Origin of the sequence: Streptomyces sp. NPDC050704, from assembly GCF_040654355.1 — a bacterium.
GTDB lineage: Bacteria > Actinomycetota > Actinomycetes > Streptomycetales > Streptomycetaceae > Streptomyces.
Window position 1 is genome coordinate 1 of record NZ_JBFAHW010000072.1, and the last position, 15,233, is coordinate 15,233.

Annotated in this window: 13 protein-coding genes; 6 read left to right on the forward strand and 7 right to left on the reverse strand. The window is 70.9% G+C overall.

The window, feature by feature from the left end; all coding sequences use genetic code 11:
• Window positions 1-82: 82 nt before the first annotated feature.
• Entirely contained in the window at window positions 83-907 is an 825-nt protein-coding gene (locus AB0I18_RS33630; RefSeq protein ID WP_363109445.1) for a maleylpyruvate isomerase family mycothiol-dependent enzyme, read from the reverse strand.
• A 154-nt stretch (window positions 908-1,061) separates the two neighbouring features.
• On the opposite strand from AB0I18_RS33630, the gene AB0I18_RS33635 reads away from it, so the two are divergent.
• Complete coding sequence (locus AB0I18_RS33635; RefSeq protein WP_363109446.1) at window positions 1,062-1,880, forward strand: carbon-nitrogen family hydrolase; 819 nt, start codon at window positions 1,062-1,064, stop codon at window positions 1,878-1,880.
• Between the two features lie 48 nt (window positions 1,881-1,928).
• On the opposite strand, the gene AB0I18_RS33640 is transcribed toward AB0I18_RS33635, so the two are convergent.
• A complete protein-coding gene (locus tag AB0I18_RS33640) occupies window positions 1,929-2,423 on the reverse strand; it encodes an LURP-one-related family protein (RefSeq protein ID WP_363109447.1) in 495 nt (164 codons plus the stop codon).
• Window positions 2,420-3,460 carry a helix-turn-helix domain-containing protein gene (locus AB0I18_RS33645; protein WP_363109448.1) on the reverse strand — a complete coding sequence of 347 codons (1,041 nt, stop codon included), beginning with the start codon at window positions 3,458-3,460 and terminating at the stop codon, window positions 2,420-2,422. Before AB0I18_RS33645 ends, AB0I18_RS33640 begins: the two co-directional genes overlap by 4 nt.
• 52 nt (window positions 3,461-3,512) lie before the next feature.
• Here AB0I18_RS33645 and AB0I18_RS33650 point away from each other — a divergent pair, with 52 nt between their 5' ends.
• Window positions 3,513-3,899 carry a cupin domain-containing protein gene (locus AB0I18_RS33650; protein WP_363109449.1) on the forward strand — a complete coding sequence of 129 codons (387 nt, stop codon included), beginning with the start codon at window positions 3,513-3,515 and terminating at the stop codon, window positions 3,897-3,899.
• 80 nt (window positions 3,900-3,979) lie between these two features.
• On the opposite strand, the gene AB0I18_RS33655 is transcribed toward AB0I18_RS33650, so the two are convergent.
• From AB0I18_RS33655 to AB0I18_RS33665, 3 genes are all read right to left on the reverse strand, one after another.
• Window positions 3,980-4,228, reverse strand: coding sequence for a hypothetical protein (locus AB0I18_RS33655; RefSeq protein WP_363109450.1), 249 nt, complete (start codon window positions 4,226-4,228; stop codon window positions 3,980-3,982).
• 86 nt (window positions 4,229-4,314) lie between these two features.
• Window positions 4,315-5,643 (reverse strand): M18 family aminopeptidase, encoded by a 1,329-nt coding sequence (locus AB0I18_RS33660; RefSeq protein ID WP_363109451.1) that lies wholly within the window; start codon window positions 5,641-5,643, stop codon window positions 4,315-4,317.
• Between the two features lie 141 nt (window positions 5,644-5,784).
• A complete protein-coding gene (locus AB0I18_RS33665) occupies window positions 5,785-7,611 on the reverse strand; it encodes an acyl-CoA dehydrogenase (protein ID WP_363109452.1) in 1,827 nt (608 codons plus the stop codon).
• A 308-nt stretch (window positions 7,612-7,919) separates the two neighbouring features.
• On the opposite strand from AB0I18_RS33665, the gene AB0I18_RS33670 reads away from it, so the two are divergent.
• From AB0I18_RS33670 to AB0I18_RS33685, 4 genes are all read left to right on the forward strand, one after another.
• On the forward strand, window positions 7,920-8,402 hold the full coding sequence (locus tag AB0I18_RS33670; RefSeq protein WP_363109453.1) for an SseB family protein: 483 nt from the start codon (window positions 7,920-7,922) through the stop codon (window positions 8,400-8,402).
• A gap of 114 nt (window positions 8,403-8,516) precedes the next feature.
• Complete coding sequence (locus tag AB0I18_RS33675) at window positions 8,517-9,488, forward strand: pirin family protein (protein WP_363109454.1); 972 nt, start codon at window positions 8,517-8,519, stop codon at window positions 9,486-9,488.
• Between the two features lie 201 nt (window positions 9,489-9,689).
• Window positions 9,690-10,718, forward strand: a complete 1,029-nt coding sequence (locus AB0I18_RS33680; protein WP_363109455.1) for an ATP-binding cassette domain-containing protein — start codon at window positions 9,690-9,692, stop codon at window positions 10,716-10,718.
• Window positions 10,715-11,533, forward strand: a complete 819-nt coding sequence (locus tag AB0I18_RS33685) for an ABC transporter permease (RefSeq protein WP_363109456.1) — start codon at window positions 10,715-10,717, stop codon at window positions 11,531-11,533. The genes AB0I18_RS33680 and AB0I18_RS33685 overlap by 4 nt, the downstream gene beginning before the upstream one ends.
• Here AB0I18_RS33685 and AB0I18_RS33690 read toward each other — a convergent pair.
• Window positions 11,514-14,675, reverse strand: a complete 3,162-nt coding sequence (locus tag AB0I18_RS33690; protein WP_363109457.1) for a BTAD domain-containing putative transcriptional regulator — start codon at window positions 14,673-14,675, stop codon at window positions 11,514-11,516. The two genes, AB0I18_RS33685 and AB0I18_RS33690, sit on opposite strands and share 20 nt — an antisense overlap.
• Between the last annotated feature and the right edge of the window lie 558 nt (window positions 14,676-15,233).

Consider the following 15,233-nt stretch of genomic DNA (forward strand, 5'->3'; position numbering starts at 1 on the left):
CTGCTGCGCCCCCAGACCCCCGCTTTTCGGCCTGAACGGCCTCGTCCTCAAACGCCGGACGGGCTGAAAGCAAGACAAGCAACTACGGCGTGACCGCGAAGTTCCGCAGAATCGCTGCCGTCAGTTCCGGGTCGCCCTCGGTCTTGAGGCGGTCTGCCACCGACTCCGGTGTCACGCGGCCGCAGGCCAGCCGGAAGTACGTCTCCCAGTCGAGGGTGAGGGTGGCGGCCGGGCCCAGTGAGGGGGTGCCGTCTATCGAACCGCGGCCCTCGGCGTCCACCCGGACCGTGCGCATGAACTCGACGGGCCCGTGGACGTCGAAGACGATCGCCGAGTTCGGCGGCGCGCCCGCGTCCTTGGCGACGATCTTCGGGAGCCTGCCGAGCAGCACGTCGCGGGCGACGTACGCGCCCGGCGAGTCGAGGTTGCCCGGCCGGCCGAGGGCGGTGCGCAGGTCCTGCTCGTGCACCCAGACGTCGTACGCCCGGCTGCGCATGGCCTCTTCGAGGGTGATCTGGGTGCCGAGCGGGCCGCGCACCAGGGTGTCGGGCTGCCGCGACTCGTTCCGCAGCTGACGGTTGCGGCGGATGATCGTGTACTCCAGCTCGGAGGTCATCTCCGGCGCGGTGTGGTGACGGCGGACGTCGACCTGCATCTCCATGTACCGCTGGTGCTCGTTCGTCACGTGGTACAGGTCGCGGGGGAGGGTGTGGATCGGCCGCGGGTCGCCCAGCATCTCGCTGTCCATGCCGATGACATGCGAGACCAGGTCGCGAACCGACCAGCCTGGGCAGGGTGTTCGCCGGTTCCACTCACCCTCCACCAGCGGCGACACCAACTCGGATATCGCGTCGATGGAGTGGGTCCAGGCGTCGGCGTAGGACTGAAGGCTCGGATGCAGACTCACGGAACGGGACCCCTCGGGCGATAGGACGCGGGCAGTGCACAGGCAGCGGGTGTCTTGGGACGCTAAGTTACGCTGCTGCGAGGCACCCCGGCAGTGCTTTCGTGTGACGATCGTAGGCCCGTATCAACGGCTCGAATGCCAGGACGGTGGTAGTGTGCGCGCCTCTCTCCTCCAGATCGCCGTGACCGAGGGCGAATCGGTGGCCGCCCGCAGGCAGCGCGTCGCCTCGCTGGTACGCGAACAGGCCGGTGCCGATCTCGTCGTACTGCCCGAACTGTGGACGACGGGCGCCTTCGCGTTCGAGTCGTTCGGCGCCGAGGCCGAGCCGCTCGAAGGGCCCACGTACGAGGTGATGGCGAAGGCGGCGAGCGACGCGGGCGTGTGGCTGCACGCGGGCTCGATCCCCGAACGGACCGCATCCGACAGCGGCTCCGCCGCGGAGGACGGGCCCCTCTACAACACCTCCCTCGTCTTCTCCCCCGCCGGCGAACTGGCCGCCACCTACCGAAAGATCCACCGCTTCGGCTTCGACAAGGGCGAGGCCGTGCTGATGGGCGCGGGCTCGGAACTGGTCACCGTACGACTGCCGTCGACCACACTCGGCCTCGCTACCTGCTACGACCTCCGCTTCCCCGAACTCTTCCGCGGGCTCGTGGACGCCGGCGCCGAGACCCTCGTCGTCCCGGCCGGCTGGCCCGAGCGCCGCCGCTCGCACTGGACCCTGCTCGCCCGGGCCCGGGCGGTCGAGGACCAGTCGTACGTACTCGCTTGTGGAACGGCCGGTACGCATGCGGGAGTTCCGCAGGCCGGTCACTCGATCGTGGTCGATCCGTGGGGCGAGGTCCTCGCGGAGGCGGGCTCGGACGAGGAGGTCCTCACCGTGGAGTTCGACCCGGCGAAGGTCGGCGTGACACGGGAACAGTTCCCAGCGCTGAAGGACCGGTTGCTGGGGCTCGACACGCCCCGGCGTTGAGGCCGCCCGGCGTCAGTCGTTCCTCCGGCGTCAGTCGTCCGCCCGGCGTCAGTCGTCCTCCCGCTCCTTCTCCGCGAGGTGGATGACGCACACCGCCACCGCGATCAGCAGCGCCGGGTCCGCGTCCTCCCGTACGACGTCGACCCCGTACGTCTCCCGCAGCCGCAGCCACCGCCGTGAGATGTGCGCCAGCAGTTCCCCGTCGTACTCGACGGCGAACTCACGGTCGAGGATCTTGCCGCTGACGTCCAGCTCGGTGCCGTCGGTGAGGGCCACGCGGTAGTGGTTGCGCAGCAACGACAGCCGTTTGCGCCGGATGGTCGCCAGCGGCTCGCCGTCCCGCTCGATGACCATCGTGTCGCGCAGGGCGAGCATCTTCTGCCGGATGTCGATGAGGACGCGCCCCTGCGGGTCCTTCAGCTCGAAGGTGTCCCGCAGCCGCATAGCCTTGCCGTCGACGAGGAACACCTTCCGCCCGTGCTCGTCCTCGATCCAGTAGTCGTCACCGATGCCGAGGAGCCGGTCGCGTACCAGGAATCTCATACGGACAGGGCTTCCCCGGTGGCGGGTCCGAAACGCCGCCGGTAGGCCGACGGGCTGAGCCCGGTCTCGCGCCGCACGCGCGCGCGTAGGTTCGCGGCCGTGCCGAGCCCGCTCCTCTCGGCCACCACGTCGAGCCGCTCCTCCCCGCGCTCGATCAGCCGGCAGGCGAGGGCCACCCGCTCCCCCGTGAGCCAGGCCAGCGGAGTGGTCCCCAGCTGTGCGCGGAAACGGCGGTGGAGCGTGGCGGGGGAGACGGCCGCGCGGGCCGCCAGGTCCGCCACCGTCAGCGCCTCCCCCAGCCGCTCCTGCGCCCACACCAGCAGCGGCCCCAGCGACTCGTCGGGCACCTCCGGCACCGGCCGCTCCACGAACTGGCGCTGGCCGCCGTCGCGATGGGCGGCGAAGACGAGCCTGCGGGAGACATGGTTGGCGATCTCGGCGCCGTGGTCGCGGCGCCACAGGTGCAGCCCGAGGTCGAGCGCGGCGGCACTGCCGGCGGCGGTGAGGATGTCACCCTCGTCGACGAACAGCACGTCGGGCTCCACCAGGACCTTCGGATGCAGTTCGCGGAACGAATCGGCCCACAGCCAGTGCGTGGTGGCCCGCCGCCCGTCCAGCACCCCGGCCTCGGCGAGCGCGAAACTGCCGGTGCAGAAGCTCAGGACGCGGGCTCCACGCGCGTGCGTGCGGCGGATCGCGTCGAGTACGGCGCCGCCGCGCGGCACGACGTTGTCCGGACGGCCGGGTACGACGAGGGTGTCGGCGTCGTCCACGGCGTCCAGGCCGCTCGCCCCGGCCAGGGTGAAGAACCCGTGGTTCATCCGCACCTCGGGAGTCGGCGTGCACAGCGTCACCTCGTACAGCGGGTGTTCCAGCCCCAGTTCGGGCCGCGGCAGCCCGAAGAGCTCGGTGGCCACGCCGACCTCGAACGGGTTGGTGCCCTCGTCGACGATCACGGCCACTCGATGAGGACGAGAGGGACGAGAGGGACGAGAAGGACGAGAGGGTTGAAAGGGCTGAGAGGATTCTTGCGGCATGTGCGATTTCTAGCACTCGTGCGGCGGTTCCACCACGCCCGACGATGAGCCCATGGATCCCATCTCGCTGTCCGCCGCCCTCGCCTCCTTCGCCGAGCGGTGGAGCCCGCGCATCGTCACCGCCGTCAACGACTACGACGTACGCGTCGCGAAGGTCGAGGGCGAGCACGTGTGGCACGTCCACGACCACACCGACGAGTTCTTCCTGGTCCTGGCGGGCGAGCTGCACATCTCCCTGCGGGAGACGGCGGGCGAACGCACGGTCGTCCTCCCCAAGGGCTCGGTCTTCACCGTCCCACGCGGCACGGAACACAAGCCGTACGCGCCGCGGGCGACCGAGATCCTCGTCTTCGAACCCACCGGCACCTTCTCGGTCGGCGACCGCCACGACGAGGTACCGGATCACGTGGACGCGACGGTCGGCCACGCGCTGGCCTGACCTCTCCCTGACCTGTCACCGACGGGACGTATCGCACGTCTGGCCGCACGTCTGGCCGCACGTCTGGGCGGCATGGCCGATCAGGCGCCGTAACCGTCGCTGTACCCGCCCCTGTTGTGGTGCCGTTCCTCGTCGATCACCGGTGTGTGCGGCGGCACCACGACCCGGCGCCGCTTGGCGATGCTGCTGAACGTCGCCACACCGATCAGCCCGACGATCATGAAGATGATGCCGACCAGGTCGAGGTTGACCCCCTGCATGTCCCAGTCGGTCGCGAACGTGAGGATCGCCCCGGTGGCGATCAGAATGATGCACCCGCCCAGGCCCATGGGTGTCGCCTCCTGTAAACCAGCACAGTGTCGTTCCGGGCCAACCCCGAGTACCCGACGCCATCCTGGCCATGCAGGCGACAGGGTTAGCCCTCCAGGAACGCCACCAGCGCGTTCGCCAGCAGGAACGGGTCGGCCGCGCCGCACAGTTCGCGCGCGCTGTGCATCGACAGGATGGCCACGCCGATGTCGACCGTCTTGATGCCGTGGCGGGCCGCGGTGATGGGGCCGATGGTCGTGCCGCAGGGCATGGAGTTGTTGGAGACGAAGGTCTGGAAGGGCACGCCGGCCTTCTCGCAGGCGGCCGCGAAGACGGCCCGGCCCGAACCGTCCGTCGCGTAGCGGTTGTTGACGTTCACCTTGAGGATCGGGCCGCCGCCCGCGCGCGGGTGGTGCGTCGGGTCGTGCCGCTCGGCGTAGTTCGGGTGGACGGCGTGACCCGTGTCGGAGGAGAGGCAGACCGTGCCGGCGAAGGCGCGGGCTCTGTCCTCGTACGCCCCGCCGCGCGCGAACACCGAACGCTCCAGCACGCTGCCGAGCAGCGGGCCGTCCGCGCCGGTGTCCGACTGCGAACCGTTCTCCTCGTGGTCGAACGCCGCGAGGACCGGGATGTACGGGAGTTCTGTGCCCTCTGTGCCCTCTGTGCCCTCTGTGCTCTCGGCGGTCGCCACGGCCGCCAGCGCCGCCGTGCCGGCGTGCACGGACAGCAGGTTGTCCATGCGCGGGCCCGCGAGCAACTCCTGGTCGCGGCCCAGGTAGGCGGGCGGTTCGATGGAGTGCACCATCAGGTCCCAGCCGGTGGACTCGCCCTCGGCAAGCCCCGACTCCTGCTCCAGGAAGCGGATCAGGTCGCCGTCGAGCACGTCGTCGCCGAGACCCCAGATGGGCTGCAGATGCCGCTGCTTGTCGAGCTTGAGGCCTTCGGAGGTGACGGAACGGTCCAGGTGGATGGCGAGTTGGGGGACGCGCAGCAGCGGCCGGTCGATGTTCACCAGCCGCGTCGAGCCGTCCCGGAGCGACAGCCGCCCGGCGAGGCCGAGGTCCCGGTCGAGCCAGGAGTTGAGCAGCGGGCCGCCGTAGACCTCGACCGCGACCTGCCGCCAGCCGTGCGCGCCGCTGTCGGGCCGCGGCTTCACCCGCAGGTTGGGGGAGTCGGTGTGCGCCCCGACGATCCGGAAGGCCGTGTGCGGCTCGGCGCTCTCCGGCACGTACCAGGCCACGATCGCGCCGCCGCGCAGCACGTACTTGCCGCCGCTCGTCCCGTCCCACGCGTCCGTCTCCGCGACCTGCCGGAAGCCCGCCTTCTCCAGCCGCTCGGCCGCGTTCGCCACCGCGTGGTACGGGGACGGGCTCGCCGCCAGGAAGGACATGAGGTCGTCGGTGTGGCCGCGATCGAAGCGTGGGGGTGTGCGCATGGGTTCACCTTAACGACGTACGAGGGCCCGTTCCCGGGGATGGGAACGGGCCCTCGTAAGGGGTGCGGACAAAGGGTGAGCGGGTGGGGAAAATCCGCCGCGAACCGGCGAAGCGACGGATCCGAGCCCCTCGGGCGATGGCTAGAAGGCGGCCTCGTCCAGCTCCATCAGGTCCAGCTCCACACCCTCGGCGAGCTTGCGCGCACCGGCGACACCCGGCAGGACGTTCGCCGCGAAGAACTTCGCCGCCGCGATCTTGCCGGTGTAGAACTGCTTGTCCTTGGCCGGGGCCGTCTCCAGCTTCTCGGCCGCGACGGCGGCACCCTTCAGGAGCAGGTAGCCGACGATCACGTCACCCGACGCCATCAGCAGGCGGGTCGTGTTGAGGCCGACCTTGTAGATGTTCTTGACGTCCTGCTCGGTCGCCGCGAGGTCGGTGAGCATGAGACCGACGATGGCCTCCAGCTCGACGGCCGCCTCGGCGAGGTGCTCGCGGGCGCCGGCCAGCTCCTCGCCGCCGGTGCCGAGCGCCAGGAACTTCTTGATGTCCTCGGCCAGCGCGTTCAGCGCCGCACCCTGGTTGCGGACGATCTTCCGGAAGAAGAAGTCCTGGCTCTGGATCGCGGTCGTGCCCTCGTACAGGGTGTCGATCTTGGCGTCGCGGATGTACTGCTCGACCGGGTACTCCTGCAGGAAGCCAGAGCCGCCGAAGGTCTGCAGCGACTGGGCGAGCTGCTCGTAGCCCTTCTCCGAGCCGTAGCCCTTCACGATCGGCAGCAGCAGGTCGTTGAGGGCCTCGAGAGCGGCGGTGTCCTCGCCCGCGGCCTCCTGGACCTGGATGTCGTCCTGCAGCGCCGCGGTGTACAGCACGAGGGCGCGCATGCCCTCCGCGTACGCCTTCTGCGTCATCAGCGAGCGGCGCACGTCCGGGTGGTGCGTGATGGTGACCTTGGGCGCGGTCTTGTCCATGAACTGCGCGAGGTCGGGGCCCTGGACGCGCTCCTTGGCGTACTCCAGCGCGTTCAGGTAGCCCGTCGACAGCGTGGAGATCGCCTTCGTGCCGACCATCATGCGGGCGAACTCGATGACGCGGAACATCTGGCGGATGCCGTCGTGCTTGTCGCCGATCAGCCAGCCCTTGGCGGGGTGGCGGTCGCCGAACGTCAGCTCGCAGGTGTTGGAGGCCTTCAGGCCCATCTTGTGCTCGACGTTCGTGGCGTACACGCCGTTGCGCTCGCCCAGCTCGCCGGTCTCGAAGTCGAACTCGTGCTTCGGTACGAGGAAGAGGGACAGGCCCTTGGTGCCGGGTCCGGCGCCCTCGGGGCGGGCGAGCACGTAGTGGAGGATGTTCTCCGACATGTCGTGCTCACCGGACGTGATGAACCGCTTCACGCCCTCGATGTGCCAGGAGCCGTCCTCCTGCCGGACCGCCTTGGTACGGCCCGCGCCCACGTCCGAACCGGCGTCCGGCTCGGTGAGCACCATGGTGGAGCCCCACTGCTTGTCCACGGCGATCTTCGCGATGCGCTTCTGGACCTCGTTGCCCTCCTCGAAGAGGACGCCCGCGAAGGCCGGTCCCGACGAGTACATCCAGATCGCCGGGTTCGCGCCGAGCAGCAGCTCCGCGTACGCCCAGATCAGGGAGCGGGGGGCGGTGGTGCCGCCGATCTCCTCGGGCAGGCCGAGACGCCAGTACTCGGCGTCCATGAAGGTCTGGAAGCTCTTCTTGAACGACGCCGGTACCGGAGCGGTGTTGGTCTCCGGGTCGAAGACCGGCGGGTTGCGGTCGGCGTCCGCGAAGGACTCCGCAAGCTCGTTCTCCGCGAGCCGGGTCATCTCTTCGAGGATGCTCTTGGCGGTCTCCGTGTCCATCTCCGCGAACGGGCCGGTGCCGTACAGCTTGTCGCGCCCGAGCACCTCGAAGAGGTTGAACTCGATGTCGCGGAGATTCGACTTGTAGTGCCCCATGGCGACGGCTCCGTTAAAGGGTCGGGGAGGTGGTGATTCCTCGTACCGGGTTCGTGTCTGGTGCGCATCTGGTTCGCGTACCAACCAGTAGCCATGATGATGCTACCCGTCGGTAATAAGAATCAACCCCTGGGCGCCCAAATGTGAGCAGGGTCTACATTCGGACGCCGTCGACCGACTCCGCCACCTGTTCGACGAAACCTTCGGTGAAATCGACGACGGGCCCGGTCCCTCCCGGGCCGGATCCCGCTCCCCGCATAAGCCGATGCGGCACCCGGCCGTCCCGCCCCGTCGGTACCCTTGCCCCCATGTACGGCTATGACCAGAACGCGGGACCGGGGCAGCAGTACGCGCAGCCCCAGCCGCCGCCGCAGCAGCAGATGCCCGGCGGTGTCGGCGGATACGGCCAGCAGCCGCTCTATCCCGAGCCCTCGCCGCCGTCCCTGGCGGACGCGGTGCGCGCGTTCACCACGGGGTCGCTGACCCCCGAGGACTTCCAGCAGGTCTTCGCCACCTCCAAGGTCTACTGCCCGCGCGGTGACAACCCCGGCTTCCTGGCGCTGCACAACACGCAGCAGCCCGTGATCCCGATGTTCACCTCGCTCAAGGAGCTGCGCCGGTACGCCGGCAAGGAGTCCAAGTACTTCGTGATCACCGGCGCGGAGGTGATCGACCTGCTCCCCACCGGCTACGGCTTCGTGCTCGACATGGAGGGTGAGCACCGCATCGTCTTCGACGCGAAGGCGGTCGAACAGATGGTCGATTTCGCGATGCGCCGCATGTATGGCTGACGACCCCGCGAGACAGGTCGCGCGCCCGGAGGGAATGTCCTCCGGGCGTTCTGTGTTCCGGGTGGCAAGAAGTTCTAGATTCAACTAAACTCGGAGCACAAAGGAGGTACCGACATGCCTGCAGTGACCGTCGAGAACCCGCTGACCCTGCCCCGTGTGACGGCGTCGGCCGAGGCCGTCGCCCGCCCCGTGCTCGCCGTGACCGACGCGCCGAGCGGTTTCGAGGGTGAGGGTTTCCCGGTCCGCCGCGCGTTCGCCGGGATCAACTACAAGTATCTCGACCCGTTCATCATGATGGATCAGATGGGCGAGGTGGAGTACGCGCCGGGGGAGCCCAAGGGCACCCCCTGGCACCCCCACCGCGGCTTCGAGACCGTGACGTACATCATCGACGGCATCTTCGACCACCAGGACAGCCAGGGCGGTGGCGGCACGATCACCAACGGCGACACGCAGTGGATGACGGCGGGCTCGGGCCTGCTGCACATCGAGGCTCCGCCGGAGTCGCTCGTCGTGTCCGGCGGGCTCTTCCACGGGCTCCAGCTGTGGGTGAACCTGCCGGCCAGGGACAAGATGATGGCGCCGCGCTACCAGGACATCCGCGGCGGCCAGGTCCAGCTGCTCACCACCCCCGACGGCGGCGCGCTGCTGCGGGTCATCGCCGGTGAGCTGGACGGCCACGAGGGCCCCGGCATCACGCACACGCCGATCACCATGATCCACGCGACCGTGGCGCCCGGCGCCGAGATCACGCTGCCGTGGCGCGAGGACTTCAACGGGCTCGCGTACGTGCTGGCCGGGCGCGGCAGCGTCGGCGCGGAGCGCAAGCCCGTGCACATGGGGCAGACGGCCGTCTTCGGCGCGGGCTCCTCGCTGACCGTCCGCGCGGACGAGCGGCAGGACTCCAACACTCCGGACCTGGAGGTCGCCATCCTGGGCGGGCAGCCGATCCGCGAGCCGATGGCCCACTACGGGCCGTTCGTGATGAACACCAAGGCAGAGCTTCAGCAGGCCTTCGAGGACTTCCAGAAGGGGCGCCTGGGTACGGTCCCGGCGGTTCACGGGATGTCGGAGGGCGGGCTCTAGAACTCGCCGGAACCAGCTGCTGACGAGCCCCGTCCGAACCTGGACGGGGCTCGTTCGTGCGGGAAGCCCAGGTCATCGGCCTGCGCTGTCAGTACGTGCTCCGGGCCGGCGCAACTGCAGCCGTCCGCGGGAACCCCGGTTTCAGAGCGCTGAAAGCATCCTGAAACCGCGTTGAATGCGCCCTGCCGCAACCTCTGGGGCATGACGACACCGACACCAGCCACTCCGACTCCGACTCCGACACAGCACTCTCCCGCCATCGTGGCCAAGGGGCTGCGCAAGGCCTACGGGGACAAGACGGTCCTCGACGGCATCGACCTGGCGGTGCCGGCCGGCACGGTCTTCTCCCTGCTCGGGCCGAACGGCGCCGGCAAGACCACCGCCGTCAAGATCCTCTCCACGCTCATCACGGCCGACGCCGGTGAACTGCACGTCGGCGGCCACGATCTGGCCACCGACCCGCACGCCGTGCGGGCCGCGATCGGCGTCACCGGGCAGTTCTCCGCCGTCGACGGCCTGATCACCGGCGAGGAGAACATGCTCCTCATGGCGGACCTGAACCACCTGCCCAAGCGGGAGGGCCGGCGGGTCGCCGCCGAACTGCTCGAACGCTTCGACCTGGTGGAGGCCGCGAAGAAGCCCGTCTCCACCTACTCCGGAGGTATGAAGCGCCGCCTCGACATCGCCATGACGCTGGTCGGCGATCCGCGGATCATCTTCCTCGACGAGCCGACCACCGGGCTCGACCCGCGCAGCCGCCACAACATGTGGGGGATCATCCGCGAGCTGGTCTCCGACGGCGTCACCGTCTTCCTCACCACCCAGTACCTGGAGGAGGCCGACGAACTCGCCGACCGCATCGCGGTGCTCAACGACGGCAGGATCGCCGCCGAGGGCAGTGCCGACGAGCTGAAGAGGCTCGTCCCGGGCGGGCACGTGCGGCTGCGGTTCGCCGACCCGGTCGCGTACCAGTCGGCCGCCGTCGCGCTGCGCGAAGTCACCCGCGACGACGAGTCGCTGTCCCTGAGCATCGCCAGCGACGGCAGCCAGCGCGAACTGCGGGCCATCCTCGACTGGCTGGACTCGGCCGGCATCGAGGCGGACGAGCTGACCGTGCACACCCCCGACCTCGACGACGTGTTCTTCGCCCTGACCAGCGGCACCGACCGGCCCAAGACCAACCGGCCCAAGACCAACCAGGCCAACCAGACCAAGGAGACCGTCCGATGAGCACCCCCCTGGCTCCCGCCCGCCCGTCCCGGATCTCCCTCGCCGTACGCGACTCGAACACGATGCTGCGCCGCAACCTGCTGCACGTACGGCGCTACCCGTCCCTGACCCTGAACCTGCTGCTCACGCCGATCATGCTGCTGCTGCTCTTCGTCTACGTCTTCGGCGGCGTGATGAGCGAGGGCATCGGTGGCGGCGGCGCGGACCGCTCCGACTACATCGCCTATCTCGTCCCGGGCCTCCTGATCATGACCATCGGCTCCACCGTGATCGGGGCCGCGGTGTCCGTCTCCATGGACATGACCGAGGGCCTCATCGCCCGCTTCCGTACGATGGCGGTCTACCGCGGTTCCGTGCTCGTCGGGCACGTCGTCGGCAGCGTGCTGCAGGTGCTGGCCAGCCTGGTCCTCGTCGGTGCCGTCGCCGTCGCCATCGGCTTCCGGTCCACCGACGCGACCGCCCTGGAGTGGCTGGCGGCGTTCGGACTGCTCACGCTGTTCACCCTGGCGCTCACCTGGATCGCGGTCGGGATGGGCATGGCCAGCCCGAACCCCGAGGCGGCCAGCAACATGGCGACGCCGCTGATCCTCCTCCCGCTCATCTCGTCCGCCTTCGTCCCCATCGACGCGATCCCGGGCTGGTTCCAGCCGGTCGCCGAGTACCAGCCGTTCACGCCGGCCATCGAGACCCTGCGCGGCCTGCTGCTCGGCACCGAGATCGGCAACAACGGGTGGATCGCGATCGCCTGGTGCGTCGGCCTGACCGTGCTCGGCTACCGCTGGTCGACGTCGCTGTTCAACCGCGACCCGAAGTAGCGGTAACCGCCATGACAGCCCGGGCGGCCTCCCGCAACTCGTCCCGTCCCAGGGCGGCGTACTCCGACACCGCGTCGGCGTACGCCGCCCTGGCCGTGTTCCCGGCGGCCTCGACCGCCTTCCGGGCGCGGTCCGACGACATCGTCGGCTGGAAATCGCGCAGCACCCGCAGCCGGTCGGCCAGCGCGATCATCCGTACGGTGGCCGAGGCGTCGTCGCCGGAGGCGAGCCCCGCCATGCCGAGCGCGTGCAGCGCGGTCCCGAACACGGACAACTCCATGTGCGAGCCGGACGGGTCGGAGAGCAGGGTCCGCAGCCCCTGCCGCAGCCGGTCGACCGGCTGCGCGACCAGTTCGAGACGGCCGGCGTGCGCGTGCGCCGTCACTGCCACCGACAGGGTCTGCAGCACCCACCGGTCGAAGAAGGGGTCGTCGCCGTGTGCCGAGTCGACTTCGGGCAGCGGCTGCACGGCGCTGCGCCACAGGCCGAGCCCGACCTCCGTCAGTCCGCGGGCGAGCGCGATCTCGGCGCGCCCGAGGAGGTCCATACCGTAGGCCTCCTGCTTCGAGGTGTCGGCGCTCTCCGCCTCCCGCAGCCAGTACTCGGCCTCGTCGGGGTCGCCGCGGTGCAGACAGGCGAGGACGAGGCCCCAGCGGATGCCGATGAGGTCGTGCTCGTCGCCGACCCGCGGCAGCGTCTGGAGCGCCGCCCTGAGATGTTCGTACGCGGCCTCGCCCCGCTCCGTCTGCAAGTACAGCTCGCTCAGCCGGGAGTGGCCCATGAGCTGCAGGAACGGGTTGTCGACCGGCGCCAGTTCGGCGATGATCCGCCGAGCCGAGGCGAGCGCGCGGTCGAGGTCGTGCTCCGACTCCCAGACGTAGGTGGCGACGCACTCCGCGATGCCGGCGAGCAGCGGCTGCTCGCTCTCGCAGAGCTCGCGCAGCCCTTCGTAGTCGGGCGGCAGCATCTCGGGGACCGCGCTCAGCACTATCGCGATGGCGCGCATCAGTGTGTCCGGTGGGGCCGGGGGCAGCCGCCGGAGGGTGACGAGCTGGCGTACGGCGGCCGGGCCGTAGCCCATGAACAGGCTCGTCGTGCACAACACCGCGGCGGCGCGGGCTACTTCGACGTATTCGGGCTCGGGGTCGTAGTGCGACAGCGGCGGTCCGGTGTCCGCGGCGAGGGCGGTGAGGCGGGGGTAGTTGGAGCCGATGGACCACAGGGCGGCGAGGACGGCGGTGAGGGCGGCGATGGCGGGGCCGTCCGTACGGGCCAGGGCGTGCCGCAGGGCCAGTACGAGGTTGTCCTGCTCGGCCCTGATCCGCTCCAGGTCACTCAACGGTTCCGAGCGGAAGAGCCAGTCGTGGTACGCGACCCCGAAGTCCCGTGCCCAGGCGAGGAACCGGCCGATGGCCGCGTCCTCCTCGCCCGCCTCCGCGCGACGGGCCGCACTGAACGCCCGTACGGTCTCCAGCATCCTGAACCGCACACCGGCCGGGGTCTCGGCGACGGTGAGCAGTGACTGATCGGCCAGCTGCTCCAGCAGGAACAGCGCGTCCTCGCCCATCACTTGTTCCGCCGCTTCACCGGAGAAGCCGCCGGGGAAGAGGGACAGCGTGCGCATGGCTGCCCTGGCCTCGTCGTCGAGGAGGTTCCAGCTCCAGTCCACGACCGCGTGCAGCGTGCGGTGGCGTTCCGGGGCGTCCCGTGCCCCGCCGCGCAGCAGCGCGAACCGGTCGCCGAGGCGGCGCGCTATCTCCGGCACCGACAGCACCCGTACGCGCGCCGCGGCCAGCTCCACGGCGAGCGGCAGCCCGTCGAGGTGGCGGCACAGCCCGGCCACCGCGTCCGGCGGCAGCTCCACACCGGGCCGGGCGGCCCGGGCCCGCTGCGTGAACAGTTCGACCGAGGTGTCGAGCCCGAGTTCCGGCAGCGCGTACACCGCCTCCGAGGTGAGGCCGAGCGGGGCCCGGCTGGTGGCGAGCACCCGCAGGTCCTTCGAGGACGAGACCAGGGCCTGTACGAGGTCGGCGGCGCCCCGGACGACCTGCTCGCAGTTGTCGAGGACCAGCAGTGCGGGCCCGGAGCCGAGCACGCCGAGGATGCCGGACACCGGGTCGCCCAGGGTGTTGCCGCTCATGGCGCCGGGCCGTCCCTCGCCCGCGCCGAGCGCGGCGGCCACCTCCGCGGCCACGTCCGCGTCCGCGGTGACGCCGGCGAGCGGTACGAAATACACCAGGCGCTGCTCGGCGCGGCGGCTGACGGCGTACGCGAGCCGGGTCTTGCCGAGGCCGCCGGGGCCGCCGACGGTGACGGCGCGGGAGGCGCGCAGCAGCCGCTGCACCGCCGCGATGTCCTCGTCCCTGCCGAGCAGCGGATTCGGCTCGTGCGGCACGCCGTGCCTGGCCACGGGCGCCTCGCCGCGCAGCAGCTCCCGCTGTACGGCCTTGAGCCCGGCGCCCGGATCCGTGCCGAGCGTGTCGCGCAGCTCGCGGCGGTACGCCTCGTACCGGGTCAGCGCGGCGGACGGGCCCGCCGTCGCCGCCTCGCCGCGCAGCAGCTCGGCGAGCAGCTCCTCGTCGCGCGGATGCTCCGCGGCGGCCACGGCCAGCGGCCCGGCCGCCTCCGCGTGCCGTCCAAGGCGGGCGAGCGCGAGTGCCCGGGCGCGGACGAGCGTGCCGCGGACGGGGGCGCGTTCGGCGCGCAGCGCGGCGACGGGGTCGTCGCTGTCGCCGCCGCCTCCTTCCGCGGCCCCCTCCCACAGCGCGAGCCCGGCCTCCGCCGCGGCCAGCGATCCCGCGTGGTCGCCGGCCCTGGCCCGGTCCGCGCTCGTGGCGGCGTGCAGCAGCAGGGCGGAGGTGTCGACCTGGTCCTCGGCGAGGGTGAGCCGGTACCCGGTCGGCGTGCTGACGACGACGTCGGTGCCCAGCTGCGCCCGCGCCCTGGACACGAGGACCTGCACGGCCTTTCCCGGCCGCTCCGGCAACTCGTCCGGCAGCCACAGCCCTGCCACCAGCCGCTCGATGCCGCAGCCCGTACGCAGGTCGCCCGCGAGCAGCGCGAGTAGGCCGCGGAGCCGGGGCGCGGTGACCTCCTGCCCGCGATAGGCGACACGCGGCAGCAGAGTCAGGTCGATGGTCACCCGTGCAGATTAGCCAAGCCCCACCCACCAAAACCCCCACCACAGGCCCGAACTCCGGCCGCCCGCAAGGCCGGCGCCACGGCGGGCCCGCCAGCCTGGGAGGTCACCGACCCGCGCGGCCACTGGCCCGGGCGTCCGCCGCCCCCGAGCGGTCGCCGCCCCCGGGCGCCTGCCAACCCAGTTGCCCGCAGACCCGCGCGCCTACCGACCCGGGCGGTCGCCGACCAGCGCGTCCGCCGCACCCGGGTGCCTGCTAACTCGGGTGCCTGCCGACCCGGGCGGTCGCCGACCAGCGCGCCCACTGCACCCGCGCGTCCGCCGCACTCGGGCGGTCGCCAACCCGGGTGCCTGCCAGCCTGGGCGGTTGCCGACCCCGCGCGCCCGCCACCCCGCGCGCCCGCCCCACCCCCGCCAACCGACCCCGCCACCGTCCGCGCAGCCCGTGCCACCGCCCGCCGCCCGCGGGGAGCGATGGCAGGCCAACCACCCGCCTCCATCAAGCCCCGCAAGACCCCCATCAAGCCCCGCCCAGCCTCGCCCCCAGCCCTACCCAGCCCC

Bases quoted from the DNA above. Each gene is read 5' to 3' on its own strand.
- AB0I18_RS33685 (WP_363109456.1), top strand. From the start codon at position 10,715: ATGAGCACCCCCCTGGCTCCCGCCCGCCCGTCCCGGATCTCCCTCGCC.
- AB0I18_RS33655 (WP_363109450.1), bottom strand. From the start codon at position 4,228: ATGGGCCTGGGCGGGTGCATCATTCTGATCGCCACCGGGGCGATCCTC.
- AB0I18_RS33645 (WP_363109448.1), bottom strand. From the start codon at position 3,460: ATGCCGCAAGAATCCTCTCAGCCCTTTCAACCCTCTCGTCCTTCTCGT.
- AB0I18_RS33670 (WP_363109453.1), top strand. From the start codon at position 7,920: ATGTACGGCTATGACCAGAACGCGGGACCGGGGCAGCAGTACGCGCAG.
- AB0I18_RS33665 (WP_363109452.1), bottom strand. From the start codon at position 7,611: ATGGGGCACTACAAGTCGAATCTCCGCGACATCGAGTTCAACCTCTTC.
- AB0I18_RS33640 (WP_363109447.1), bottom strand. From the start codon at position 2,423: ATGAGATTCCTGGTACGCGACCGGCTCCTCGGCATCGGTGACGACTAC.
- AB0I18_RS33680 (WP_363109455.1), top strand. From the start codon at position 9,690: ATGACGACACCGACACCAGCCACTCCGACTCCGACTCCGACACAGCAC.
- AB0I18_RS33675 (WP_363109454.1), top strand. From the start codon at position 8,517: ATGCCTGCAGTGACCGTCGAGAACCCGCTGACCCTGCCCCGTGTGACG.
- AB0I18_RS33660 (WP_363109451.1), bottom strand. From the start codon at position 5,643: ATGCGCACACCCCCACGCTTCGATCGCGGCCACACCGACGACCTCATG.
- AB0I18_RS33650 (WP_363109449.1), top strand. From the start codon at position 3,513: ATGGATCCCATCTCGCTGTCCGCCGCCCTCGCCTCCTTCGCCGAGCGG.